The sequence below is a fragment of the Pedobacter puniceum genome, from assembly GCF_009674685.1.
GTDB lineage: Bacteria > Bacteroidota > Bacteroidia > Sphingobacteriales > Sphingobacteriaceae > Pseudopedobacter > Pseudopedobacter puniceum.
This window is the reverse complement of record NZ_WKJI01000001.1, coordinates 85149-111234: the sequence shown is the minus strand read 5'-3', so window position 1 is coordinate 111234 and position 26086 is coordinate 85149. Positions and strand designations below refer to the sequence as shown.

Genomic DNA, 26086 nt, shown 5'->3' with positions numbered 1-26086 from the left:
AATCTATGAAAGTTGTGATATTAGCTGGTGGTTTAGGTACACGTTTAAGTGAAGAGACTTCTCTACGACCTAAACCTATGGTAGATATTGGTGATAAACCTATTCTTTGGCATATCATGAAAATTTATTCTTCTTATGGCTTTAATGATTTTATCATTTGCTTAGGCTATAAGGGCTATATTATCAAAGAATACTTTGCAAACTATTTTCTTCACCAGTCTGATGTAACCATTGATTTAAGAAACAACAGTTTAGAAACTCATCAAAGTGAAGCAGAACCCTGGAAAATTACCTTGGTAGATACAGGAAAAAACAGCATGACAGGAGGCAGAATTAAACGTATTCAAAAATACATTGGAAACGAACCTTTTTTATTGACCTATGGGGACGGTGTTGGGAATGTTAATATCAAAGAATTGGTAGCGCATCATCAAGAAAACAAAAAAATGGTTACGGTAACTGCGGTACAACCATCAGGAAGGTTTGGTGCGCTCAATTTAAATAATGAAGATACCGTCACTTCATTTTTAGAAAAACCCAAAGGTGATGGAGCATGGATAAATGGTGGTTTTTTTGTTTGTGAGTCAGCAATTTTTGACTTTATAGCAACTGATTTAACTGTTTGGGAAAAAGAACCTATGGAGCAAATAGCAGCCAAAGGAGAGATGAATGCTTTTAAACATTATGGCTATTGGAAACCTATGGATACCCTAAGAGATAGACATGAGTTAGAGCAAGAATGGCAAAGTGGCCATGCGCCTTGGAAAATCTGGTGAATTTTTATTAATGAAAAACGATTTCAAAAATATCTATCAAAATAAAAAAGTATTTGTAACCGGGCATACTGGATTTAAAGGAAGCTGGTTAATTTGTTGGCTTTATTTGTTGGGTGCAAAAGTTAAAGGTTATGCTTTAGACCCAGAGAATGATTTTGACTTGTACCCTAATATTAAAGGAGATGAACTATGCCAATCTGAGATAGCAGATATCAGAGATGCCGAAACATTAAAAAAATCTATTCTAGATTTTCAACCTGATTTTATTTTTCATTTAGCTGCACAACCTTTAGTAAGACTTTCTTACAAAGTACCTTTAGAAACTTTCTCTATTAATGTTAACGGTACTGCAAATGTATTAGATGCTTTGCGTTTTTTAGACAAACCCTGTATTGCAGTAATGGTAACTACAGATAAAGTTTATCATAATCAAGAAAAGAACTACGCTTATCAAGAGACTGATCGCTTGGGCGGATATGACCCTTATAGTGCCAGCAAAGCAGCGGCAGAATTGGTGATAGACTCTTATCGAAAATCTTTCTTTAATCCTTTAAATTATGCTACCCATCAAAAATCAATTTCTGTGGCCAGAGCAGGAAATGTAATTGGCGGTGGCGATTGGGCTAAAGACCGAATTATTCCTGATATTGTAAGGGCATTACAGGCTGAGCAAGAGATCGAGGTAAGAAACCCAAATGCAGTAAGACCATGGCAACATGTTTTAGAACCCTTAAGCGGTTATCTAACTTTAGCGGCTAAACAAACAGAAGATCCAATTCAATTTGCAGATGCATTTAATTTTGGACCTGAACCTAGCGACAACTTAACAGTAAAAGAATTGGTAAACTTTGCCATTGATATATGGGGAAAAGGCAAAGCTAGTTTTGCACTTGAAAATAACGGACATCACGAAGCCCAACTATTACAATTAAATATTTCCAAAGCAAAAAAGGAGTTAGATTGGCACCCTAAAATTAGCGCCAAAAAAGCTATTAAATTAACTTTAGATTGGTTTAAAAACAGTATAAACAAACAGGAAGACATAGTTTCTACATTAATTAGAGACATTAAATTATTTGAAGATGCCTGATCTTAAAAAAAAAGTATTGGTGTTAGGCGGAAATGGTTTTGTAGGAAAAAACATTGCGCTTACTTTGATTAAAGATTATGATGTACTTACGAGTTCTAGAAAGCAAGAACCCATTGGTAGTATTTATTTTGACCTATCACAAAAAGAAACTTGGCGTAATATAAATCAGCTAGATGTTGATATCATCATTAATTGTATAGGCTATGGTGTTGTAAAAGAAGAACAAGATATTAAAGAAGTTTTTAATACAAACTATATTAATACCATTGCTTTTTATGAATATTTAGGTCTCAAATCTCCTAGCACCTTTATCATCCATATAGGGACAGCATTTGAGTATGATTTAACACAAAAAGAACTATATGAAAATAGTACAAATACACCTCTCACTCATTATGGGATGAGTAAATTTTTAGCCTCAAACTATTTACTTCATAAATTTACTTCAAACAATTATCTAATTTTACGACCTTTTAGTATGTTCGGAAGCTTTGAAGATATTAGTAAAATAATTCCTGCATTAATTTTAGCTCAAAAAGAAAAAAGAGAATTGAAATTAAGCAACGGTTTACAAAAAAGAGACTATTTTCACATTGTTGATTTGGCAAATTTCATCAATAACTTATTAAAAAAAACCGATTTGAACACTCTTCCAAAATGTATAAATATAGGTACAGGTAGTAGTATTTCCATTAAAGAAATTGCAGAATATTTAGCTCCTCAGCTACCCAGCTTTCAAACCTCATTTTGGAAATGGGGCTTACTAGCTAATAGAGAGGGTGAAACAGAAGAATTTCTTAATGCTTCTTCAACTGGTAAAAAATTAGGGTTTGAGGCTAGTGATTTAAAAACCAAACTTAAAGAAACCATATCCTATTACTGGAATTTATGAATTTTAAAAATATAAACGAAGATCTAAAGGGAGGTTTAAATAGCGCTTTATCCTTAAATATCAATAAAATTATTACTCCAGGTATTGATTATATCCCCGTTACGGGGAAAGTAATTGATGAACAAGATTTATTAGCTGGTGTAGATGCTGTTTTAGATGGATGGTTAACTACTGGAAGATATGCAGCAGATTTTGAGCGAGAATTGGCTAGGTATTTTGGCAGTCGTTTTTCTTTATTAGTTAATTCTGGCTCATCTGCGAATTTAGCCGCTTTTTATGCCTTAACTAGCCCTAAACTAGGCGAAAGGGCTATAAAACCAGGTGATGAGGTAATAACCGTTGCTGCGGGTTTTCCAACCACAGTAAACCCAATGATTCAGTTTGGCTGTGTACCTGTATTTATAGATATTGCTATCCCTACCTACAATATCAAATCAGAACTGATTGAAGATGCTATTGGACCTAAAACCAAAGCCATTATGTTGGCCCATACGCTAGGTAATCCGTTTGATTTAGCTACTGTTACTGCTTTATGCAGGAAATATAATTTATGGTTAATTGAAGATGATTGTGACAGTTTAGGCGCTACTTATCATGGACAAAAAACAGGTACTTTTGGAGATTTAGCTACTTTATCTTTTTATCCAGCACATCATATTACCATGGGAGAAGGCGGTGCAGTTTTGATTAATAATACTGCCCTCAAAAAAATCACCGAAAGTTTTAGAGACTGGGGAAGAGATTGCTGGTGTGAACCAGGAAAAGATAATACCTGCGGCAAACGTTTTGACCAATGCTTAGGAAAATTGCCTAATGGTTACGACCACAAATATACCTATTCACACATTGGCTTCAATTTAAAAGTAACCGATACCCAGGCGGCTATCGGTTTGAGCCAATTACAAAAGGCAGATATTTTTGTTACTAAAAGGCGAGAGAATTACGCTTTACTGTATAAAAAATTAAAGCCATTTGAAGAACATTTTATATTGCCCGAATCTACTGAAAATAGTAATCCAAGTTGGTTTGGTTTTTTGATTACCATAAGAGAGGGAAGCCCTATTAAAAGAAACGAATTGGTACAATACCTAGAAAACAATAAAATTGGTACCCGTTTATTATTTGCTGGAAATTTATTAAAACAACCTGCTTATGTAAACTTAAAACATCGTTTAGTAGGTGGTTTAGAGAACACCGATAAGGTAATGAATGATGCTTTTTGGTTGGGTGTTTGGCCGGGCCTTAATGAAAGTCACTATGATTATATGATAGCAAAAATTGAAAGTTTTGTAGCCAAATTAAAATAATGTACACTATACTAGGGGCGGGTTTATCAGGTATTAGTGCATCCTATCATTTAGGTCATGAAGATTGCATTGTTTTCGAAAAAAACAATTATCTGGGAGGGCATATTTATTCTGAAAAAATAAATGGCTTTACTTGGGATGAAGGTCCGCATGTGTCTTTTACCAAAGATGAGTATGTAAGAGAATTATTGGCAGATAATGTGTCTCAAGAATTTTTAGAATACCCAGTAGAAATTGCAAACTATTATCACGGAAATTGGATTCCTCATCCGTCTCAATCTAATTTATTCGCCCTACCTGAAAAACTGAGAGCAGAATGCCTAAGTGATTTTTTAAAAACAAGAAATCAACTGAATAATGCTATCCCTAAAAATTATGAAGAATGGCTAAAGCTTGCATTTGGCGAAAAATTTTATCAAGAATTCTCCAGAGCCTATACCGAGAAATATTGGACAGTAAGGCCTGCACTTCTGAGTACAGATTGGGTGGGTGAAAGAGTTTTTTATCCGAATATTGAAGATGTTAAAAATGGGGCTATAGGCCCATTAAGCAATCAAACACATTACATATCTAAAATACGCTATCCTAAAAAAGGAGGCTATTTCGCATACACTAATAAACTAAGAGTAGGTTTAAATGTGAAGCTGAATAAAGAATTAACTAACATCAGTTTTAAGGATAAAAAGCTAAGTTTTAAAGATGGTAGCGTACATCACTATAAAAAGCTAATTTCAACAATTCCACTACCTTTTTTAATTAAAAAAAGCGATGCACCAACAGAAATTAAGGAAGTTAGTGAGAAACTATCTTGCAGTTCGGTACTGCTGATTAATATTACAGCTAATCATAAAACTTTAAAATCTTATAATTGGATGTACGTATATGATGAAGATAAATTGAGTACAAGAATTAACTGCACCGAATTACTTTCGCCAGAGAATGCACCTATAGGTAAAACGGGCATTCAAGTAGAGGTTTATTTCTCTAAGTATAAACCTATAAACCAAAGTTTTGATACCATTGCAGAAAAAGTTATGGCAGAACTGATAGAAATGGGGATTCTTAAGAATAAAGTTACCGTAATTGATTACCATACTAAATGGGTAAAATGGGCAAATGTTATTTTTGACCACGAAAGACGAGATGCTTTAAACGAAATATTAGACTACTTAAACCAATATGGTTTACAAAGAAATGAACAAGATTTACTACCTATGACAGATTGGACCAATTATAAAGCACCTAAAGAAGCTGATTTATATTTAGCCGGACGGTTTGCAGAATGGAAATATTACTGGACAGATGATTGTATTTTGAGAGGAAAAAATATCTAAATTATGCCAAAAGTAAGTGTTATAATACCCACTTATAATCGTTCTAGTTATTTAAAAGAAGCAATTGAAAGCATTTTGTCACAATCTTTTAAGGATTTTGAAATTATCATCACAGATAATGCCTCAACGGATAATACCGAAGAAATTGTTAAAAATTTCACAGATAAAAGAATTAAATACTTTCAAAATCAAGAAAATCTTGGTGTAGTAGAAAATCACAATATTGCATTAAGGCACTGCTGCGGAGAATATATCCATATTTTCAGTGATGATGATATAATGTTACCTGATTGTTTATCAAAAAAAATTGAAATCATTAATAATAACGATGACATTTCACTCATACATTCGGATATATCAATCATTAATTCTGACGGTTTAATAGTCAATAAAGAACATTGGAATAAGAATAGATATAAGAAAAAAAAGATCAGAGATAAAATATTAAGAAACGGTATAACTATGAAGAAATACAATTTCCAATGTCTATTTTACATGTGGAATTTTATTTCAATGCCAACTGTTTTGGTTAAAAAATCACTTTTATTTGAAAATGGTCTTTTTAATCAAGATACAATATACTTTTGCGATTGGGCTCTTTGGTTAAAATTGGCCAAAAACTATAACTTTTATTATTTGGACTCCAAAACAGTATTATATAGAACACATCCTTTGAACATCATAAAAAAAAATAATACTCAAAATGAATTAACTGAGCTTACTGTAATGAAAAATGATGTAATATCCAATGAATATTTTACTAATTGCTTGATTTCTAAGAAACAAATTGAAAAATTTCAAAATATAAAGTTAACCTCCCTACTAGAAGACATAAAATACTTTTTACATTTAATAATTAAGTATTTTGAATAATATAAAATTAAAAAACTCATTGGCTAACATTATTAACGTTGCAATTCTATCAACAAATAACACTGCTTATTCAGAGACATTTATTAAGGCACACAAAACGCTACCTTTCCATATCAAATTTTATTATGGGGGCACAGTTCCTTCTCATTTGGAGGGCGAAGGCTATTTAGTAAAAAATCAAATCACTAATTTAATTAATAGATTAAAATATGTGTTTGATAAATCATTAAGTATCCCGGAACTTGCGTTGAAGCATTCGCTTGCTAAAAATAGAATACAGTTAGTTCTTGCAGAGTTTGGTGTTACTGCTGCAGATTCTTTGAATGTTATTAAAAGTTTAAACATCCCTTTAATTACTCATTTTCATGGAGCAGACGCTAGTGAATACAAACTTTTAGACGAATACCGAGACAAGTATTTAGAAGTTTTCTCTTATGCAAAAAGAATTGTAGTCGTTTCTAAAAGAATGAAATCTGCATTAATTGAGTTAGGATGCCCAGAAGAGAAAGTACTCTTAAATACATATGGACCACATTCCTCTTTTTTTGAAATTCCTAAACAGCTTAAGAAACAACAATTTGTTGCCGTAGGTAGGTTTGTAGACAAAAAAGCTCCTTATTTATTAATTATGGCTTTCCAAAAAATTGTAAATAAGCATCCAGATACAAGATTAGTTTTTGGAGGTGATGGGCCACTTTTAAATACTTGCAAAAATTTAGTGAAGATATTGGGACTTCAAAATAATGTATCTTTTCTTGGTGTGTTAAAACCTCAAGAAGTAAAAACATTATTTACCGAATCTATAGCATTTGTACAACATTCAATTGTTGCTGACAATGGAGATGCAGAGGGTACACCGGTTTCTATTCTAGAAGCTCAGGCTGCCGCATTGCCTGTTATTTCTACATATCATGCAGGAATTCCTGATGTAGTAATTCATGAAAAAACAGGTTTACTTTGTGAAGAGATGGATATAGAAACGATGGCAAATAATATGCTAAAAATAATAGAGAACCCTGAACTATGTCGATTATATGGTGAAAATGCTACAATACATATTAAAGAAAATTTCAGTATCGAGAAACATTTAAGTTGTTTAGAAGAAGCAATTAAAAAAGCAATTGATAAATACAGTTAAGAATTAACAGATACATATATTTTATTTTTTTAGATAGTTTTAAACAAATATTTTGATAATCAAATTATATTATTTAAATAAAATATATTGAAAATACTAATTTTCGCCCATGACGCTGGCCTGTATGGAGCTTCTCAATCTTTACTGAGTATTGTAGAACATTTAGTAAATACAAATCGGTTCAAGATTATGGTGTTATTACCTTATGGTGGCCCAATAGAGAAATTCTTGAATGCTAAAAATATACCATACAAGATTATATATTTTCCTAGATGTGTATCTTCGTTTAAAGCAAATGAAAACCAAATTGCTAAGCTTCGTATACGTTTGAGATATTTATGGAAAAACTATAAGGCACTGCAACAACTTAAGATTTTAACAAGTATTTTTGCTCCAGATGTAATTTACACTAATACTTCTGTTGTTAGTACAGGATATTATATAGCTAATAAACTTAAAATTCCTCACGTATGGCACATCAGAGAATTTGGAGATATTGATTATGGTTTTACTTACTTACCATCTAAACACACTATTAAACGGTATATAGCAAAAAGCAAATGTATCTTTGTTTCTCAAAAGTTGAAACAAAATTGGTTTAACAATACACAAATTGATGCAACAATAATTCACAACGGAATTGATATATTAGAACCGAAGACCATTAATTACCCTCAAGAAGGAAAAATTAATCTTGGTCTTTTGGGAGCAATTACACCTGGAAAAGGTCAGTTAATAGCGCTTCAAGCTTATGTAAAATTTCTAGATATCTACCCCAATGCTAATTTACATTTCTATGGTGGAGTTATAGATAATGATTATTTTAGGGCTTTAAAACAGCTGATATTAGACTTTAAGATTGAATCAAAAGTTATATTTCATGGATTTGTTGAGAATGAGAATATTTATAGCCAATTAGACGTGATTCTAAATTGCTCTGAACATGAAGGGTTCGGAAGATCTGTAATAGAGGCAATGATGAATAGCAAACCAGTAATTGGAAACAACAGTGGGGGGTTGCCAGAAATTATTAATCATCAAGTTAATGGTTATCTGTATGAAAAGTCCGACCAATCCCTTTTGACAAATCTATTAGAGCTTTTTCATTCCAAAGACAATTATATTAATATAACTAGAAACGGCTATCAAAAAGCAAGAGAGCATTTTAGCTCAGCAAGATACCTCAGCAATGTAAGTGAAATTTTGAAAAAGGCAGCAAATGTTAAAAAAGATTAAACCTATTGCCATTCACCTCCCTCAATTTCATCCGATACCAGAAAATGATGAATGGTGGGGTAAAGGATTTACTGAGTGGACCAATGTAACCAAAGCTAAGCCTTTATTTGAAGGCCATTACCAGCCTCATTTACCTACAGATTTAGGGTTTTATGATTTAAGATTAGAAGAAGCTAGAATTGCACAAATAGAACTAGCGAAGCAATATGGCATATATGGTTTTTGTTACTATCATTATTGGTTTAATGGAAAACCAATGATGTACGAACCAATAGAAAGAATGCTAGCTAATCCTAAAGAAGATTTCCCATTTATGTTTTGTTGGGCAAATGAAAATTGGACAAGAACTTGGGATGGAAATGAAAAAGATGTTTTAGTTAAACAAAACTATTCTGAAGCTGACTATATACAACATATTAACTATTTAATTCCGTTTTTTCAAGATAAAAGATATATCAAGGTATATAATAAACCTGTGTTTATCATTTACAAAAGCGATGATATACCCAACTTGGATGATACAATTGAACTTTGGAATACTGAATTAAAAAAAGTAAATCTAGAAATTTATTGGTGTAGAATTGAGCGTTGGACGGGTTCTAATGGCAAGAATGCTTTAAATAAATTTGATGCCGCTGTAGAATTTCAGCCTATGAGTGCTAACTTTAAGAGTTATATCAAAAATAAAGCTAATAAATATCAAAAAAACAATAGATTATCTCGACTGTTTAAAAAATTAATTGCTCGTTACAATAGCCCAATACTTCAATTAAATACACATGATTTAGAACAATATATTGATTATGATTTAAATAATCCACCTATTAAAGATTATAAGATTTATCCTTGTGTTTCACCTATGTGGGACAATACTGCGAGGAAAGGCTCTAATGCTTTAATCTTCAAGAATTCAACCCCTAAGATTTATAAAAAATGGCTAAAAGGTAAATTAAATATGTTTAAGCCATTTTCAAAGGATGAAAACTTTATTTTTATTAATGCTTGGAATGAATGGGCTGAAGGAAACCACTTAGAGCCCTGTATAAAATGGGGTAGACAATACCTAGAAGCAACACTAGAAGCATTGAAAGAAACTGAAAATAAATAACATGAAAGTAGCTACTATAATAGTTACCTATAATGGAGAACAATGGATTGAAAGATGTATTAATAGTCTTATTAAATCTTCAAAAAAAATTGAAATAATAGTCATAGATAATGGATCAAAAGACAATACACTAAACATAATAGAAAATAAATACCCTTCAGTAAAATTATTAGAGAAAAAAGAAAATTTAGGTTTCGGAGCTGCCAATAATTTAGGGATACAATATGCTCTCAATTCCAATACAGATTATGTATTTCTACTTAATCAAGATGCTTGGGTACATCCAGATACCATTGAAGTTTTAATATCAACGAGTTATAAAGATAAATCATATGGGATTTTAAGTCCAATTCACTTAAATGGTAAAGGGACTGCGCTTGATAAAAATTTTTCTCATCATATTAATTCCGAAGATTGTCCGGGTCTTATTTCCGACTTTATATTAAATTCTGATAATTTAAAAGATATCTATCCAATTAAATTTACTAATGCAGCCGCTTGGTTGATAACAAGAGAATGTTTAGAGATAGTTGGCGGCTTTAATCCTTCTTTTTTTCACTATGGAGAAGATAATAATTATGTTCATAGGGTTCATTTTCATAATTTAAAAATTGGCATAGTCCCTACAGTATTTATAAATCATGACAGAGAAGATAGAGGTAATAATGAGTATTTTAATGAAATAAACGATTATAAACGTTCTATTATAGAAAAAACATCAAATCCGAATCTATACTTTTCAATTGCTAGAGAGTCTAGAAGCTTAATTTTTACATGTTTAAAAAACATATTATTTAAAAGAAAAACCTTTAAAATATCTCTACAGAAACTTATTTTTTTAACAAAATTAGATTATGAAACTTTAGCCTTAAATTTAAAAAAATCGAAAGGGAAAAAAGCTTTTCTAAATTAGTTAATAGCCCCATATAAACTTGCCTCCAAACAAAATAATCATCCTCACTCATTACACATCATTATATGGTGCTAACCTGTCATTATTAACTTTTTTAAAAAACACTTCTATTTGTTTAACTAACTTCATAGTTATTTTACCCAATAACGGAGAATTGAGCCTTGAGTTGGACAAACTTAATATTAAATATATATACTATTGGTACCCTCTAAATGTCAACAATTCTGAGTACGCTGCTTACACTCGATTTAAAAGTGCGATTAAGAAAATTAGATATATTTTCCAACTATATAAACTAATTAAAAATCTAGAACCTCGACTAATATACAGTAATAGCTCTGTTCTTTACTACGGATTTTTCATTTCTAAACTGCTTAGAATACCACACATATGGCACTTAAGAGAGTTTGGAACTCTGGACTATCAACTTATCCCAGATTTTGGGTTAAATTTTCAAAAAAAACTTTTAAGTATAAATACATTTAATATTGCCATATCACAATCAATAACGCATCACTATAACTTAAAAAATAAGAACAGTGAAACAGTTTATAATGGAGTAGTGAAGGAAGATGAATTAACAAAAAAGTTTGAGTACAGTAACTTTAAAACAGACCTCAATTTTGGTGTAGTAGGTGTTATTGTACCTTATAAAAATCAGTTAGAGATTATTAAAGCTTTTCATTTACTACTAGAGAGTAAAGATAAATGTTTTAAAAATTGTAAATTATACCTAATCGGTGAAGGATCTGGCGAGTATTACGAAACCATTCTTCAATATATAAACTCACAACGATTAGAAGAAAATGTTATATTAACTGGTCATATTAAAGAAACTGAAAGAATTTATGCTTTATTTGATATTTTAATAAATGGTAGTATATACGAAGGTTTTGGTAGAGTAACTGTTGAAGCCATGAGTTATGGAAAAATCCCTATAGGTTATAATCATAGTGGAAACGCTGAGTTGATAGAAAACGAAGTAACAGGCTTACTATTTAACGATTTCAATGCCCTATATTCTATTTTATTAAAAATATCTATTGATAAAAACTATCTAAGAGAGTTACAAATAAAAATGAAGAATAGTTTTAAAAAAGAATTTACAATAGAACATTATTGTAAATCAATGGATTGCGTATTTAGTAAGTACATAAATCCGAACTAATATTTATGATAGCATTAAATCGTTGGCCTTGGAGGCATGAACCTAACGAAGACTTATACGCTATTAGAACATATTGGCCTAAAATCTCAATAGTTACACCAAGCTTTAATCAAGGCCAATATATAGAAGAAACCATCCTGTCAGTTCTAAATCAAGGCTATCCCAATTTAGAATATATTATTATTGACGGGGGAAGTACAGATAATACTGTTCATATTTTAAAAAAATATCAAGATAAAATTACATACTGGGTAAGTGAAACTGATAGAGGACAAAGTCATGCTTTAAATAAAGGTTTCAGTAAAGCAACAGGTGAAATATTTGCCTATTTAAATAGTGATGATTGTTATTATCCTAAAACCTTATTTAAGGTAGCAAATTCTTTTTTAGAAGAAGATAGTGAAGCCGACTTGTTATTTATAGGAAATTGTTACTGGGCTGCTAATTTTGATGATGTTGATGGAAAATTAGATATTCCAAGTTTTCCAAAAGATTTAAAAGCTGCGCTATTAAAAAAAATGATAGCACCTCAGGCCAGTATGTTTTGGACAATGAGACACCATAACTTAAAATTCTACGAACAACTTCGATTTTGTATGGATTTTGAATTTTGGCTTCAATTGATAAAGAACAATTATAAAGTAATTCGTATAAATGAATTATTCTCTTTATTTAGACAACATCAAGAAGCGAAAACCCACACTATTGAAAATGTTATGTGGGCAGAGTTAATTGGTGTAACTAATATCTATAAAGGCTATTTAGATGAAAAAGGGGCTTTAGATATCACTAAGAATAATTTACAAATTGAAATAAATGAATTCTATAAAAGTTTTTGTAAAAACAATAGCGGTAAAATTAGATTAATTGAGAGACTCTTATCCTTGAAAAACTCTGGCTTACCTTGGAAACAAAAATTAAAATATATCATTAAAGACTTATGGAGTTAAATAACTTTCCTTTAGTTTCTATCATCATACCTATCTATAATGCAGAGTCTTTTTTACAGGATACATTAGAGTGTGCAATTAACCAAGTATACAAAAAAATTGAGCTTATCCTTATTGATGACCACTCAACCGACAAAAGTTGGAGCATTGCTTATAAATATCAAAGCTTACATTCAAATATAATTCTTAAAAGGAATAAAGGAAAAGGAGCTGCGGCAGCTAGAAACTATGGTTTTCAATTATCTAAAGGAGAATTTATACAATACTTAGATGCGGATGATATCATTTCTCCTGAAAAAATTGCTACTCAAATTGATTTTATCAAACAAAATAAAATTACAAAAAGAACACTTATTGGATGCTATTGGCAGCGATTTTCTAATTCATTAGATTATAAAATTGGCCCTATCCAACCATTTTTAAATAAGTTAAATCATTCTGAAGAGGAATGGCTACTTTCCAGAGTAGAAATGCCGCCAATAACATGGTTAGTAAATAGAGCGCTCATAAAAGAAACTGATGGTTGGAATGAAAGTTTAACAAGAAATGATGATGGAGATTTCTTTTATCGTATAATTTCTAAAACTGACCAAGTAGTTATTATACCAAAAGTTTTAAGCTTTTATAGAAGACATGATTTGCCTAGTTTATCAAAATCTGGAGATCAAGCTCATTTGTACTCCTGGTATATCTCTGCATTAACATATAAAAATATAGTTACCGAAAAATATGGTATTAAAGGTAGAGAAGCTTCAGATAAGTTCTTTTATTACCTCTACTTTAAAATGCTACTAAGAGATGAAAACATAGCACTTCTTTGTAAAAAAGAGCTCTACAATAAAAAAGCCTGCCATGAGATAGGTGACCGCTTTGTTCAGAAGCTTTCTTATTATATAGGCTTAAAAAATGCAAAAAGAATGAGGTTTATCATCAATCGCTTACGAGGGCTACCTCCTTTTTAAATTAAGAGAACTTAATGTTATGATTTCTATAATAATACCGGTATACAACTCTGAAAAATTTATTAGAGAAACTATAGATTCTATAATTTGTCAGTCTTATCAAAATTGGGAATGCCTAATCATTGATGATCATAGTCAGGACGCTACTTTAGAAATCGTTAAGCCTTATCTAAATCATAAAATTAAAATAATAGCAAATGGAGGATTTGGAGCTTGTGCAGCAAGAAATACGGGGGTTTATTATTCTAAAGGAAAATACATTAAATTTTTAGATTCAGATGATGTTCTTTACGACAACTTTGTTTTACAGAAACAAATAGATTTTTTAACTCTGAATAATCATGATATTGTTTTTGGGAAAGAATACTATTTTAATAACGATGTATATAATAGTCCTCCTTTGAAAGTGAGAGGTGGTATAATTAGCAATGATAATCCTTCCTCATTTATGAAAAATTTCCCAACCACTTCAAACTTTTTATTAAAAAAGACCTGTCTAAACAATTTAAGTTGGAACGAGGGTATAAAAAGGGGACAAGAATTTTTATTATTATTTCATCTCTATACTCTAGATTTTAAATTTGGTTTTGATAAAAATATAAATAGTTGTAGAATTAGGATTCATGAGAGTACACATAGAATTTCTAATACATCAAAATATAATATTTCGGATTATTCGTATGATGTTTTATTAGATATGACTCAACTTATAGAAAAAAAAGATGATTTTTTATTAAAAATGGAATTAAAAAAGTTAATTCTTAAAGATTTGATGGAGGCACATAAATCTAAAAATAAATCTGCTTATAAAAATATATCGTCTTTATTTACTCATGCTATATTCAAAAACATATCAATAAACCCCTATGAAGAGTTAATTATTATCATTAGTAGATTTAACTCTTCTATTGCCAATATTTTATTTAAACTCGGCAAAAAAGTTAATTATATCTAATCTTGTCTATAGCCTTAACATATAACACCACAAATGAAAGCTTTAATCGATTAGTAAGTATTATTATTCCTTACTATAACAATAGTAAAACGATTAAAAGCACTCTCAAAAGCTTAGATAATCAAGTTTATAAAAACATTGAAATCTTAATCATTGATGATAACTCTGATTTAGACATACCTAACTTAGATAATTTTAATCATTTAAATATATTCTATAAAAGAAATCAAAAAAATTATGGCGCTTCTGCTTCTCGTAACATAGGTCTCAGTTATGCAAAGGGAGATTTTATTCAATTCCTAGATGCAGATGATATCATATCTCCTAATAAAATTTACGAGCAAGTAAAAAAATTAGAAAATAATTTAGATGGTATAGCTTTTGGTGATTGGGCCTACTTTATTAATAATAATGAGTCAAAGAACATTAATGAAAATAAATACTTTAGGCGAAATTTTGATTCTGCTGATTATTTGTATGAGTTAAACAATTATTTTAATAGAATGATGCCTATACATAGTTATTTGATACCTAAAAAAATAATAGACAAATCAACAGGTTGGGACGAAACAATTACTTTAGGAGATGACGGTGAATTTATGAATAGAATCATCCCCTTAGCAAATGGATTACTTTATACACCAAATTGTTATGCTTTTTATAGAAGAGGTAATACACAATCATTAAGTCATAGAAGAGACCATGTATCGATATTATCGAGTTTAAAATGTACTGAATCTTATGAAAAAGTTATTAAATCCTTTTATCCAAAAAATCTTAAATTAATAGACTCAGTTGTATATAGGTATACTTTAAATTACCATATCTTTTTTGATGATAAAATCAATGGCTTATTTATTAAAAACAAAATTCTAAATGAATATAAATCTCAGTTCTCATTCATTGGTTCTAAACATTCAATTTGGTCACAAAAAATTTTAGGATTATACAATTATTTAATGCTAAAGAAGCAGCTTAAGAAATACTTTGGTTAACAAATCAATTTTAATCATTTCTCCACAATATCCTTCTGCCACTAATGGTTTAGGAGATTACAGTAGTATTATTGGAGAATATTTCAAGAAAGAATTTAAAGTTATTTATGTTGGCTTTAAACAGCCAGAACCAGTAGAGGTAGCTCCTTATATTTGTATAAGGTCTTTTTCTTCCCTTCAAGAAATTTTAAGCCATCATCAAATAGATATTATCTTTTTAAACTACGTTAATTTTGCTTATCATCCTAAAGGATTACCTTTTAAACTTTTAAGAGAGCTACAATTAATCAAAAGCAAAGGTTATAAGCTTTGTATATTTTTTCATGAATTGAATGCAAGTTCTCATAAGCCTTGGCAATTGGTATTTTGGACCAAGCCCTTACAGCAATATATTTATAAACACTTGCTTAACATTGCAGATCTAGCATTTTGCAGTAATGAAAGGGTAAGAAAAATTCTAGCAAAGCATCAACATCCAAATCTTTATAAAAAAGCTGTTTTTGCAAATATTCCGGAATCTGTAGAACCCATTGTTTTTGAGCAAAGAAGCCGGAGCGCAATTGTCTTTGGTACTTTAAACAGAAGAAAAAAGGTTTATGAAAACGCTAAAGAATTAAATGCTTTTATAGCTAGTAGAAATATTAAGGAAATTGTAGATATAGGACCTGGAGATGTAAAATCAGTAATAGGCTATATAAGATGTCCTAAACGTATCTTAGGGAAATTAAGTGCTTCAGAAATTGCTGCTGAGTTTGCTAAACATACTTGGGCTTTGATAGACTATCCTCCGTCTTTGATGGAAAAATCGGGCATATTTGCGGCTTATGCAGCTTATGGTTTAATTACCTACAATACAGATTCTTCTGATAAAATCGTCCAAGACTTGGTAGATGGTAAACATTATTTAAGCGAAAATAGCTTGGATAGTCCTTTATGTGATGATAAAACCATCAGTAAAAACATACAGCTATGGTATGAAGAGCATAATCAAATAAACCATAGTCTTTTTATCCAAAAAAAAATAGAACAAATCTTAGCTAACGCATGATTTCCTTATTGATTACCAATTATAATACCTGGGAGCTTACAGAAAGATGTATCCGCTCTGTAGAATATGCGGATCCTTCCAAAGTGATTCAGGAGATTATTGTGGTAGATGATTGCTCTACACAGAACGCACCTGTTTATTTCCAAGAACATCCATTAGTTAAAATCATTAAAAATGAGGATAATCTAGGTTATGTTAAAAGTGTAAATAAAGCCTTTGCTGAAGCTACACAATCCATTTGTTTATTATTAGATTCTGACGCTTATTTAATCAGTGATATTGCACTAATTCCTAAGATTTTTGAAGAACAAAAAGGTTTAGGAATATTGGGGTTTAATTTGGTGGATGAGCATGGGAAGTCTACTGGGAGAGGAGGACCAGAACCAGATGTTTGGAGTTTGGTATTAGGGCAGCAATTAGAAAGAAGCTTCAGGAAATTGTTTCCCAAAAGAAGCAAGTATATGACACTTTACTCTTGCGGTATAGCTATTAGAAAAAAAGCTTTTGAAGCTATAGGTGGCTTTGATGAAAGTTTTGATTTTTTAGATGCCGACCATGATTTCAGTATGAGAATGACTAGAAATGAATGGGATATTGCTGTTTGCGATGATATACATATTTTTCATAAAGGAGGAGGCAGCCCACAGCTAACTTCTAAAAGAGTGATTAGGTTTTATGAAAATAGACTAAAATTATTGAGAAATCACAATAAGGTTAAGAACGAGAAAATGATTAAAACTCTTATAAAAATAAGGTTGTATGTAGAACTATTCTTTCTCTCCGTTTTTGGTAAATACAAGTTTTCTGTAGACATATTAAAAGATAAATTCTCATCTAGAAGACACCTCATCAATATATTAAAAACACTATAATCCTAATGGACAAAAAAAAACTAAAAGTTTTAGGTTTGTATAATTATATTAAAATTACACTCCTACATCATATCGTAGAAATTTGTAAAAGTATATTTCCAAATTTTGAGTATCTTGTAAGTGTAAGAGTTCATGGTTATAAATATCCCATATGGATGAGATGTGGCACTTCTGATTATGCTTGTTTCCATTTAATTTTTATTCAAGAAGAGTTTCATGCAATTCATCAACTGATTGATAAAACTGTGGATAAAATGATTGATTGTGGGACTAATGTTGGCTATACCATCAGATATTTAATTGAAAAGCACCATCACATGAGCTTTATAGGTATTGAGCCAGATGAATCTAATTACCTGATGGCATTAAAAAATTTAGCCTACTATAAAGAGCAAGTAGAGATTCTGAATATGGCAATATGGTCTAAGAATACAAATGTTCAAGTAGTGCCTGGTAACTATGGGGATGGCGGAAAATGGGCACTTCAAGTTTTAGAATGCTCTCTTGATAAAGGTATTGAAGCTATTTCGCTAAATGATATTATTGAACCTCAATACAGATACTTTTTAAAAATGGATATTGAAGGTACGGAAAAAATAGTTCTAAACGAAAACTTGAATTGGACAAAATCGGTCAGTTTCTTATGCGTTGAATTACATGACAACGAAGCGAAAGAAATATTTAACAGCTTTGTTAAGAAACAATCTTTTAATTATTTAGGCTTACATGGGGAAATGCATTGTATTAGCAAGTGATATAAAGTCCTATCTAAAAGAATTAAACCTTAGAAGCCCTAACTACATCTATGAAAATCCTTTTTTATTGCTTATCCTTTTATCCTAAAACTGGAGGCTTAGAAACTGTAGCACAAATTCTGGCAGAAGGCTTATGTAAAAAAGGACATAAAGTTTATATCATAACCTCTACGGATTTAAATGATGTTCAGGAGCTAGAAGCTGATTATACTATATTGAGGAAAATCTCGACATTAGAATTTTGGAGCGTTTATATAAAATGTGATTTATTTATACATCATAACGTAAGCTTAAAAGGAATTTGGCCATTATTACTTTTTCCTAAAAAATGGATGGTTATCCATCATCTTACTTATTTTAATAGGGATGGTACATTAAAACCTTTGGAATGGCTAAAAAGAAATTTAAGTAGGTTAGCCATTAATATTTCTTGTTCGCATTTTGTAAATGGTACATTACCTAAAAAAGGACATGTTGTTTGGAATTCTTATGATGATAAAACATTCTACAACCAACACCTGAAAAGAAAAGACAAGAGTTTCATTTTTGTTGGGCGCTTAGTTTCTGATAAGGGCTGTGATATCCTTATAGAAGCTTTTGCAAAGCTTAAGCAAGAGCATGCTGATGCAACTTTAACTATTGTTGGCGATGGACCAGATAAGCCAAAGCTTTTAGCTTTGGTAAATAAACACCATTTAGAAAAAGAAGTATCTTTTACAGATATTTTGAAGGGCGATAAGCTAGCAGCTAAATTGAATGAACACCAAATAGCTGTTATACCTTCTATATGGCAAGAGCCCTTTGGTGTAGTAGCTTTAGAAGCTATAGCTTGCGGCTGTATACCCATTTATAGTAATAAAGGTGGTTTAACTGAAGCTTGTGGAAATTTGGGTATTGCTTTTGATTCTAACAACCAAACTGATTTGGTGCAAAAGATGATAAATTGTATGGAAAATTATCAAGATTATCATCATATACTTGAATCATCTTCAGAAAAACACTTAAGAATTTATTCACAGAATGCAGTAATAGAGCGTTATCATAAATTAATTGAAAATTGTTTAAATTAGATTTTAATAAAGGATTATTTATCTTGCTTTATGTAACTACTTTTTCAGGAGCTCTAAGAAAGTGGCTTACTTTACCTTCTGCCTTAAATAATATTTTTGTAGGATTAATCATACTGATTCCAACGCTACTCATTTTTTTAAAATCCGAGCATAAACATGAATATTATTTGTCGAAGGGAATATTTTATACCTATTTATTTTTCTTAGCTATTATGGCAACGAATCCTTTGAATCATACACTATATCACGGTTTATTTGGGATTCTAATTCACCTTCTCTTTTTTGGAATTTTATGGGCTTACCAAAAAAATAAAGCTTCGTTTATTGATAAAAAATTTATTTCTACAACTTTAGTTTTATTAGCCATACAAGTTATCATTGGAAGTATTCAATATAGTTCGCCTGGTGATAGTTTCATTAATAGATATGCAGTAGATGAAGAATCTACAGCGGGTGCCGCATTAGTAGGTGATGCAGTAAGAGTTACCGGAACCTTTAGTTATATTGCCGGTTATGGTGCCTTTATACTCTTAGCTTTATTTATTAGCTTTTATTTAATAAAAAAAGAAATCTATCCTAAATATAACTTTCTAATCTTATTGAGTGTGTTTTATGGTGCTTTATTAAGTGGGTCAAGAGGTACAGTTGGTTTTGTAGGCTTAACCATTATCATGTTTTTTTTATTTGAAACAAAGTCTTTTTTTAATAGTAAGGCAATATTCAATACTTTTATTGCTGGTGTTATTTTTTTATTTGCAAACACCCTAATTGGCGACCCACTTGATATTTATGTCAGAGTTGAAAAAAGTTATGATAACTTTATTAAAAGATTTGATAATAGCAGTGAAGAAGGAGAAAGTCGTTTAACAGAAGATATTTATGAAGCAATTGACGGTAAATATGAATATGGTTTAACTGGAATAGGTCTAGGTTCCACCTACCAGGGAGCTAATATTCTGTTTGGACAATCCCCACAAGCAGCCAGTATTTTCTATGAAGGAGAACTTTTTAGGACAGTTATTGAAGGTGGATATCTTTTACTATTATTAAGATTTATTTTACTATTTGCATTAATTAAAGATTTGAATTTTAGTATAGGCTTTAAGATTTACCTATTCTTTATTATAGGTTTATATTGCTCTATTGTATTTAACATTTACAGCGCTATTTATCTTGCTATTGGCCTAATGTTATTAAGCCATGCCAAAGAAACTGAAACTACAAAAATTGAACAAAACACATAAACATATCTTATTCATCCATCCTGGCATTCAACACACTTACAGAACAGCTAATGCCTTAGCTAAATATTTTCCTAGTAATAGTATAAGCTTATATACTTGGTTTTTACTAAAAGAAGATAGCTTCTTTTCAAATTTATCTTTCTTAAAAAAGAGGGTAAAACCCATTGCGAAAAATATCAAAGTTCATCATTATCCATGCTTTGAACTGCTATTGTTACTGCATCTTAAATTGTATAAAATTTTAGGTATTCAAAAAGGCCATACCCCACGCTACCAATGGCAGGTTCTATTTGCTTGGTTTTTATTACCTATGGTATTTAGGAAGCGTAAAGATTGCATCTTAGTACTTACAGAAACTGCAGCCTGGCCTATAGCAAAATTCGCTAAAAAATGGGACATCCCAGTCATCATGGATTTTCCTTCCATCAGCCATGAAGCTGCTGAAGATGCCGGAATTATGGAAACGCCTTATGGCAAAAAGATTAAAACTTTAGAGAGGCAATATATAGACTATGGTATTAATTGCTCTGAATTCGCCAAAAAAACTTATTTAGGAAAAACAAGCGCTATCAAACATGAAGCAATTTGGTTAGGTACAGACTTTAAGGAGCTGATTAATGAAAACTTTACCTACAATAGAAATATACTAAATATAGCCTGCATAGCAAATACAGAAAAAAGAAAAGGTTTAGATATTTTACTCTCTGCTTTTGAAAGATTGGAACATCCCAATAAAAAGCTTTATTTGATTGGTAAGATTAGCAAGACATGGGTAGAAGATTTTGCTAAAGAGCATGGAATAAACTTAAAAAGTGTGATTTTTACTGGTCCGCTATCTCAACAAAGCCTTGCTATATATTTAAAACAGGAAGACATTCATTTGCATATTTTACCAAGTAGGTTCGATTCTTTTGGAATGGTAGTTCCAGAAACTATGGCCTTAGGAATACCCAACATTCTATCGCCTTATGTAGGTGCAGGTGAAATGATTCATCATCAAAAAAATGGTTATATCATGGAAGTTTTGGATGAAAATAGTCTGTTGGCTTGCATATTACAGTTTTTAGCTTTAAATGATGAAGAGCGCTTCATACTGATTAAAGATGTTAAGCAACATGCCCAAATTATGCGCTGGGATGACTACGACCAACGGATCTATAATTTCTTTAAACCTCTACTTTCCTAAATCATGAAAATTGCTTTCATTGTCAATCACCCTACGCAATTTGAAGTCCCCTTTTATCAATGGATTTACCAGCATGATACTGAACATGAATTTGTTGTGTTTTATTTACAGAACCGAGATAAGCTGCACTATGACAGGGAACTGAAAAAAGAAATCAGTTGGGGTTTTGATTTATACGAAGGTTATCCTTTTTACTTTTTAGAGCCTGAAGATAATTTATCATCTTTTGAAAGCTTTTTAAACAAACTAGACTTTGATTTAGTGATTATCAATGGTTATAAAAACCAATATAAAGGATTTCAGGAACTTTGTAAAAGTAAAGGAATTATTACTGCTTTGAAAATGGATACCGTTTTATTTAACTTAAAATGGTGGCAGATTATTTTACGTCAACTTTTATTGAGACCTATCTATCATAGATACGATAAGCTATTTGTTACAGGCAAAGTAAGTGCAGCATATTTATTAAAAATGGGTGTGCCTTTAAGCAAAATACATACCTTTTCCTATTGTACAGATAACGATTTATTTGGTAGGCCGCATCCATTGAAAAATCAACTGATAGCAAAATATCAAATCCAAGATAAAAAAGTGATGCTATCCGTAGCTAAATTTATGAAAAGAGAGAGCCCCTGGGATATTCTTAAAGCCTTTGTTTTAATGAATAACCCAGAATATTGCTTAATCTTAATAGGTGACGGAGAAGAAAGGTTAAATCTTAAAAATTTCGCTAAAGCACATCCACATTTGACTATTATTTTTACAGGATATGTTAACTATACTGAGCTTCCAGCTTATTATCAGTTAAGTGATATTTTTATTCATGCTGCACAAAACGAACCCTGGGGAGTATCTGTGCAAGAAGCATTGGCTGCAGGATGTACTGTCATATGCTCGGATAAAGTTGGTGCAGCTAAAGACTTAATTGAAAATAACATCAACGGATTTACTTATACTTTTGGACATCATCAGGAATTAAAAGCCGCAATGGACGCATCATTTAAACTTGACATTTTAAAAAAAGAATTCAAGAATAAGGAAGTATTGAGTAAATGGAGTTATACCAGTATGTGGTCAAATATTCTAAATAGTATTACTTAATTATACTACTTTTTTTAACATACTAATCATATATTTACCTTGTTATTTTTGTGAATTATAAAGCCTTTATAATAAAATATATACCTTTTGTAAAAAATAGATTTATAATTGTAAAATATCTAAAATCTCTTTTTAATTTTTTACATCTACTACCTGGTTCATCTTTATATTTTGGACCTCCAAGAGGGATTTATAAAGATAGTGCTGATTATAATCAAAAAAAAACAAACCTTCCTATTATCGAAACTAAACTTTACGAACAAGAAACTCTTAAAAGAGCGATGCCGGAAACAAATTCGGTCTTTGTTAAACAAAAATTTAGCATAAACTTAAATTCTATTATTATTTCAAAAGTTGCTTGGATAATAAAAAATGGAAGATACTTGTACACAAATAGCACTGGTGGAACTGTAATAACTAATGACGATAAAATATTTTTACCATGCTCTCCTTTAAAAAATGAAAATAACTATAAAAAGCACCAATCTTTATACCTTTTAAAACTACCAAGTTTAAAAAAATTTGATAAGGTAGTTTTATTAGACACAAGATATGCTGATAACAATTACTGTCATTGGCTCAGGGACCATATGACTAGATTCTTATGGTTAACAAAACTTGATATAGATTTCTCTAAATATGATATTATACATACTGGAGGAAAACATTCATATCAAGATTTTAGTAAAGAAGTCCTGATAAAAAATGGTTTTAATTTTAAAAGTTGGAATTTAACTCAAGATATAAAGCACTTAAATGCTAAAAAATTGATTATACCTCCTTATTCTATTAGAGCATTAAATTGCGATTCAACCTCTTTTGATAAACAAGAAGATTTATTTTTAAAGGAACTTTTTTTAAAAGGATATGATGATGTAGAATTAATGTACGAGAGGATTTACCTCTCAAGACGTAAATCATCAAGATCTTCTCCTGATGAACATGAATTGGTAAAAGAACTTACTAATTATGGTTTTAAAGAAATTTTTCTAGAAGATTACAATGTATCGCAGCAAGCAAACATATTTAATAATGCTAAAACTATAATAGGTTTTCATGGAGCTGGTCTCGTTAATTTATTCTTTTGCAAACCTAATACAACCGTTATTGAGATATTTGGAGCAGACTTCGTTGTTACAGATTACTGGGCAATATCTAATCAGTTAAATTTGAAGTATTTAGCATATTGCGAGGACGAATACTTTAATAATATAAAATCTTATAGACTAGCGAGGGAAGCCCCTACAAGAATAAACGTGTTGAATTTCAAAAAATTCCTGAAACAACTCTACATTATTTCCTAAACCATGAAAATCCTTCATATTACAGCTTCTTATAAACCTGCATACGTTTACGGTGGGCCAGTAATGTCTGTAGCGAAGCTATGTGAGGAAATTCAGGCGGAAAGCGGAAGGCTAGATGTTGGGAGTCCGACGACCGAGGACCGAAGACCGCGAGATAATAGTGGTATAAATGTAAAACTGAAAACTGGAAACAGGGAACTGGAAACAGATAATAATAGTCCGAAGACCGAGGACCGCAGTCTGACGACTCATAACTCAGAACACACCACTGACAACTGGCAACCGACAGCTATAAGTTCGAAGACCGAGGACCGCAGTCTGGCGACTGATAACCAAGAACTGGCAACCGAGAACTGGCAACCGATGACTATAAGTCCGAAGACCGAGGACCGCAGTCTGGCGACTGATAACTCAGAACTGGCAACCGAGAACTGGCAACCGACAACTGTATGCGTTTATACTACTTTAGCCAATGGGAAAGAGGAATTGCCCTACCAGAATGGGGAAACTAAAATTGTAGAAGGTATTGAAGTAACTTACTTTAAGCGTATTACCAAAGATCATAGTCACTTTTCGCCTGCTCTTTTATGGCATTTATGGAAAACTGTAAAACAGTTTGATGTGGTACATATTCATGCTTGGTGGAATTTGATAACCATGCCTTCATGTTTAATAGCTTTATTTAGAGGGGTAAAGGTGATTTTAAGTCCAAGAGGTACTCTAAGCTTATACTCTTTCGAAAAAGATAAAAGTTTATTAAAAAAGGTATTTCATCAATTATTGGGTAAAAATTTGTTGAATGCCTGTTATTTTCATACCACCAGTACTAAAGAGGCTGGAGATACGCAAGCTTTACTAAAACCAAAGTCTATTTTTAATATCCCAAACTTTGTAAAGCTCCCATGGGAGAAAAAGCTAAACAAAAAAGAAAAAACAGATCACACATTAAAACTGATATTTTTATCTCGCATAGAGGAGAAAAAAGGACTTGAACTGTTATTTGAAGTTTTGAATGAGTTAGATTTCCCTTGGGAATTGAGTGTTGTTGGAGATGGTGAAATGGAATATGTTGAAAGATTGAAGTTGGAAGAAGACCGAGGACCGAAGACTGGAGACCGAGGAACGAAGACTGGAGACCGAGGTCCGAAGACTGGAGACCGAGGACCGAAGACTGGAGACCGAGGTCTGAGGTCCGCAGACGGAAGACTGGGTGGAGAGCGGCAGGAAGTGATAAGTGATGTTGAAAGGTTGAAGTTGGAAGAAGACCGAGGACCGAAGTCCGCAGACGGAAGACTGGGTGGAGAGCGGCAGGAAGTTGTGAGTGAAGGTGAAAGTTGGGAAAGAGGACCGAAGTCCGCAGACCGTAGGCTGGGTGGAGAGCAGATAGAAGGGATAAGTGAATATAGAATTAAGAAGAAGGACTTTGCTAAGCGTGTCCATTGGTTAGGCCCTGTTTATGGGGACGAGAAGTTTGACTTATTGGCATCACATGATTTATTTGTTTTGCCTTCTTACGATGAGAATTTTGCTAACGTAGTTATTGAAAGCTTGTATGGCGGAACTCCAGTACTTATTACCGAAAACGTAGGTTTGAGTGATTATGTAAAAGAGAAGGATTTAGGATGGGTTTGTAAAAGAACAGCTCCCGATATAAAGGTTAGCTTACAAAAAGCTTATGAGGCTATCTTAAATAATAAAATACAGCCTGAAAGCTTGCAAAACTCCATAAGAAACGACTTTAAAGAAGGCAATATTCTTCAACATTATCAAGCAATGTATCATTATATCACAACTCATTCAAATACATAA

The 26086-nt window shown here is 31.4% G+C and carries 24 protein-coding genes; all 24 read left to right on the top strand.

What is annotated here, in order from left to right:
• The first annotated feature begins 5 nt into the window (after nucleotides 1–5).
• Nucleotides 6–776: a glucose-1-phosphate cytidylyltransferase gene (rfbF, locus tag GJJ64_RS00625; protein ID WP_154285858.1), complete on the top strand. Its 771-nt coding sequence runs from the start codon at nucleotides 6–8 to the stop codon at nucleotides 774–776.
• Between the two features lie 10 nt (nucleotides 777–786).
• On the top strand, nucleotides 787–1866 hold the full coding sequence (rfbG, locus tag GJJ64_RS00620; protein ID WP_154285857.1) for a CDP-glucose 4,6-dehydratase: 1080 nt from the start codon (nucleotides 787–789) through the stop codon (nucleotides 1864–1866).
• Complete coding sequence (locus GJJ64_RS00615) at nucleotides 1859–2758, top strand: NAD-dependent epimerase/dehydratase family protein (RefSeq protein ID WP_154285856.1); 900 nt, start codon at nucleotides 1859–1861, stop codon at nucleotides 2756–2758. The genes rfbG and GJJ64_RS00615 overlap by 8 nt, the downstream gene beginning before the upstream one ends.
• The gene (gene rfbH, locus GJJ64_RS00610; protein ID WP_154285855.1) at nucleotides 2755–4065 is read left to right on the top strand and encodes a lipopolysaccharide biosynthesis protein RfbH; all 1311 of its coding nucleotides are present in this window, start codon (nucleotides 2755–2757) and stop codon (nucleotides 4063–4065) included. Before GJJ64_RS00615 ends, rfbH begins: the two co-directional genes overlap by 4 nt.
• The gene (locus GJJ64_RS00605; RefSeq protein WP_154285854.1) at nucleotides 4065–5399 is read left to right on the top strand and encodes a protoporphyrinogen/coproporphyrinogen oxidase; all 1335 of its coding nucleotides are present in this window, start codon (nucleotides 4065–4067) and stop codon (nucleotides 5397–5399) included. Before rfbH ends, GJJ64_RS00605 begins: the two co-directional genes overlap by 1 nt.
• A 3-nt stretch (nucleotides 5400–5402) precedes the next feature.
• Nucleotides 5403–6272 carry a glycosyltransferase family 2 protein gene (locus GJJ64_RS00600; RefSeq protein ID WP_154285853.1) on the top strand — a complete coding sequence of 290 codons (870 nt, stop codon included), beginning with the start codon at nucleotides 5403–5405 and terminating at the stop codon, nucleotides 6270–6272.
• A complete protein-coding gene (locus tag GJJ64_RS00595) occupies nucleotides 6265–7410 on the top strand; it encodes a glycosyltransferase family 4 protein (RefSeq protein WP_154285852.1) in 1146 nt (381 codons plus the stop codon). The genes GJJ64_RS00600 and GJJ64_RS00595 overlap by 8 nt, the downstream gene beginning before the upstream one ends.
• An 87-nt stretch (nucleotides 7411–7497) precedes the next feature.
• A complete protein-coding gene (locus GJJ64_RS00590; protein ID WP_154285851.1) occupies nucleotides 7498–8646 on the top strand; it encodes a glycosyltransferase family 4 protein in 1149 nt (382 codons plus the stop codon).
• Nucleotides 8630–9754 carry a glycosyltransferase WbsX family protein gene (locus tag GJJ64_RS00585; protein WP_154285850.1) on the top strand — a complete coding sequence of 375 codons (1125 nt, stop codon included), beginning with the start codon at nucleotides 8630–8632 and terminating at the stop codon, nucleotides 9752–9754. The genes GJJ64_RS00590 and GJJ64_RS00585 overlap by 17 nt, the downstream gene beginning before the upstream one ends.
• Before the next feature lies 1 nt (nucleotide 9755).
• Nucleotides 9756–10667, top strand: coding sequence for a glycosyltransferase family 2 protein (locus GJJ64_RS00580; RefSeq protein WP_154285849.1), 912 nt, complete (start codon nucleotides 9756–9758; stop codon nucleotides 10665–10667).
• Nucleotides 10668–10686: 19 nt separating this feature from the next.
• Nucleotides 10687–11835 carry a glycosyltransferase family 4 protein gene (locus GJJ64_RS00575; protein ID WP_154285848.1) on the top strand — a complete coding sequence of 383 codons (1149 nt, stop codon included), beginning with the start codon at nucleotides 10687–10689 and terminating at the stop codon, nucleotides 11833–11835.
• Nucleotides 11836–11840: 5 nt separating this feature from the next.
• Entirely contained in the window at nucleotides 11841–12785 is a 945-nt protein-coding gene (locus GJJ64_RS00570) for a glycosyltransferase family 2 protein (protein WP_154285847.1), read from the top strand.
• The gene (locus GJJ64_RS00565) at nucleotides 12776–13747 is read left to right on the top strand and encodes a glycosyltransferase family 2 protein (RefSeq protein WP_154285846.1); all 972 of its coding nucleotides are present in this window, start codon (nucleotides 12776–12778) and stop codon (nucleotides 13745–13747) included. Before GJJ64_RS00570 ends, GJJ64_RS00565 begins: the two co-directional genes overlap by 10 nt.
• A gap of 19 nt (nucleotides 13748–13766) precedes the next feature.
• The gene (locus GJJ64_RS00560) at nucleotides 13767–14702 is read left to right on the top strand and encodes a glycosyltransferase family 2 protein (protein ID WP_154285845.1); all 936 of its coding nucleotides are present in this window, start codon (nucleotides 13767–13769) and stop codon (nucleotides 14700–14702) included.
• Between the two features lie 2 nt (nucleotides 14703–14704).
• A complete protein-coding gene (locus GJJ64_RS00555; protein WP_154285844.1) occupies nucleotides 14705–15697 on the top strand; it encodes a glycosyltransferase family 2 protein in 993 nt (330 codons plus the stop codon).
• On the top strand, nucleotides 15690–16745 hold the full coding sequence (locus GJJ64_RS00550; protein WP_154285843.1) for a hypothetical protein: 1056 nt from the start codon (nucleotides 15690–15692) through the stop codon (nucleotides 16743–16745). Before GJJ64_RS00555 ends, GJJ64_RS00550 begins: the two co-directional genes overlap by 8 nt.
• Complete coding sequence (locus tag GJJ64_RS00545) at nucleotides 16742–17617, top strand: glycosyltransferase family 2 protein (protein ID WP_154285842.1); 876 nt, start codon at nucleotides 16742–16744, stop codon at nucleotides 17615–17617. Before GJJ64_RS00550 ends, GJJ64_RS00545 begins: the two co-directional genes overlap by 4 nt.
• 5 nt (nucleotides 17618–17622) lie before the next feature.
• Nucleotides 17623–18372, top strand: a complete 750-nt coding sequence (locus tag GJJ64_RS00540; RefSeq protein ID WP_154285841.1) for an FkbM family methyltransferase — start codon at nucleotides 17623–17625, stop codon at nucleotides 18370–18372.
• Between the two features lie 50 nt (nucleotides 18373–18422).
• Nucleotides 18423–19442, top strand: coding sequence for a glycosyltransferase family 4 protein (locus GJJ64_RS00535; protein WP_154285840.1), 1020 nt, complete (start codon nucleotides 18423–18425; stop codon nucleotides 19440–19442).
• The gene (locus GJJ64_RS00530; RefSeq protein WP_154285839.1) at nucleotides 19430–20686 is read left to right on the top strand and encodes a hypothetical protein; all 1257 of its coding nucleotides are present in this window, start codon (nucleotides 19430–19432) and stop codon (nucleotides 20684–20686) included. The genes GJJ64_RS00535 and GJJ64_RS00530 overlap by 13 nt, the downstream gene beginning before the upstream one ends.
• Entirely contained in the window at nucleotides 20643–21872 is a 1230-nt protein-coding gene (locus tag GJJ64_RS00525; protein ID WP_154285838.1) for a glycosyltransferase family 4 protein, read from the top strand. Before GJJ64_RS00530 ends, GJJ64_RS00525 begins: the two co-directional genes overlap by 44 nt.
• Nucleotides 21873–21875: 3 nt before the next feature.
• Nucleotides 21876–22973: a glycosyltransferase gene (locus tag GJJ64_RS00520; protein ID WP_154285837.1), complete on the top strand. Its 1098-nt coding sequence runs from the start codon at nucleotides 21876–21878 to the stop codon at nucleotides 22971–22973.
• Between the two features lie 50 nt (nucleotides 22974–23023).
• Nucleotides 23024–24277: a glycosyltransferase family 61 protein gene (locus tag GJJ64_RS16860; protein ID WP_154285836.1), complete on the top strand. Its 1254-nt coding sequence runs from the start codon at nucleotides 23024–23026 to the stop codon at nucleotides 24275–24277.
• 363 nt (nucleotides 24278–24640) lie between these two features.
• A complete protein-coding gene (locus GJJ64_RS00510) occupies nucleotides 24641–26086 on the top strand; it encodes a glycosyltransferase (protein WP_195759195.1) in 1446 nt (481 codons plus the stop codon).

Coding starts and splice junctions, on each gene's coding strand:
- rfbF (WP_154285858.1), top strand. CDS start 6: ATGAAAGTTGTGATATTAGCTGGTGGTTTAGGTACACGTTTAAGTGAA.
- rfbG (WP_154285857.1), top strand. CDS start 787: ATGAAAAACGATTTCAAAAATATCTATCAAAATAAAAAAGTATTTGTA.
- GJJ64_RS00615 (WP_154285856.1), top strand. CDS start 1,859: ATGCCTGATCTTAAAAAAAAAGTATTGGTGTTAGGCGGAAATGGTTTT.
- rfbH (WP_154285855.1), top strand. CDS start 2,755: ATGAATTTTAAAAATATAAACGAAGATCTAAAGGGAGGTTTAAATAGC.
- GJJ64_RS00605 (WP_154285854.1), top strand. CDS start 4,065: ATGTACACTATACTAGGGGCGGGTTTATCAGGTATTAGTGCATCCTAT.
- GJJ64_RS00600 (WP_154285853.1), top strand. CDS start 5,403: ATGCCAAAAGTAAGTGTTATAATACCCACTTATAATCGTTCTAGTTAT.
- GJJ64_RS00585 (WP_154285850.1), top strand. CDS start 8,630: ATGTTAAAAAAGATTAAACCTATTGCCATTCACCTCCCTCAATTTCAT.
- GJJ64_RS00580 (WP_154285849.1), top strand. CDS start 9,756: ATGAAAGTAGCTACTATAATAGTTACCTATAATGGAGAACAATGGATT.
- GJJ64_RS00570 (WP_154285847.1), top strand. CDS start 11,841: ATGATAGCATTAAATCGTTGGCCTTGGAGGCATGAACCTAACGAAGAC.
- GJJ64_RS00565 (WP_154285846.1), top strand. CDS start 12,776: ATGGAGTTAAATAACTTTCCTTTAGTTTCTATCATCATACCTATCTAT.
- GJJ64_RS00560 (WP_154285845.1), top strand. CDS start 13,767: ATGATTTCTATAATAATACCGGTATACAACTCTGAAAAATTTATTAGA.
- GJJ64_RS00545 (WP_154285842.1), top strand. CDS start 16,742: ATGATTTCCTTATTGATTACCAATTATAATACCTGGGAGCTTACAGAA.
- GJJ64_RS00540 (WP_154285841.1), top strand. CDS start 17,623: ATGGACAAAAAAAAACTAAAAGTTTTAGGTTTGTATAATTATATTAAA.
- GJJ64_RS00535 (WP_154285840.1), top strand. CDS start 18,423: ATGAAAATCCTTTTTTATTGCTTATCCTTTTATCCTAAAACTGGAGGC.
- GJJ64_RS00525 (WP_154285838.1), top strand. CDS start 20,643: ATGCCAAAGAAACTGAAACTACAAAAATTGAACAAAACACATAAACAT.
- GJJ64_RS00520 (WP_154285837.1), top strand. CDS start 21,876: ATGAAAATTGCTTTCATTGTCAATCACCCTACGCAATTTGAAGTCCCC.
- GJJ64_RS00510 (WP_195759195.1), top strand. CDS start 24,641: ATGACTATAAGTCCGAAGACCGAGGACCGCAGTCTGGCGACTGATAAC.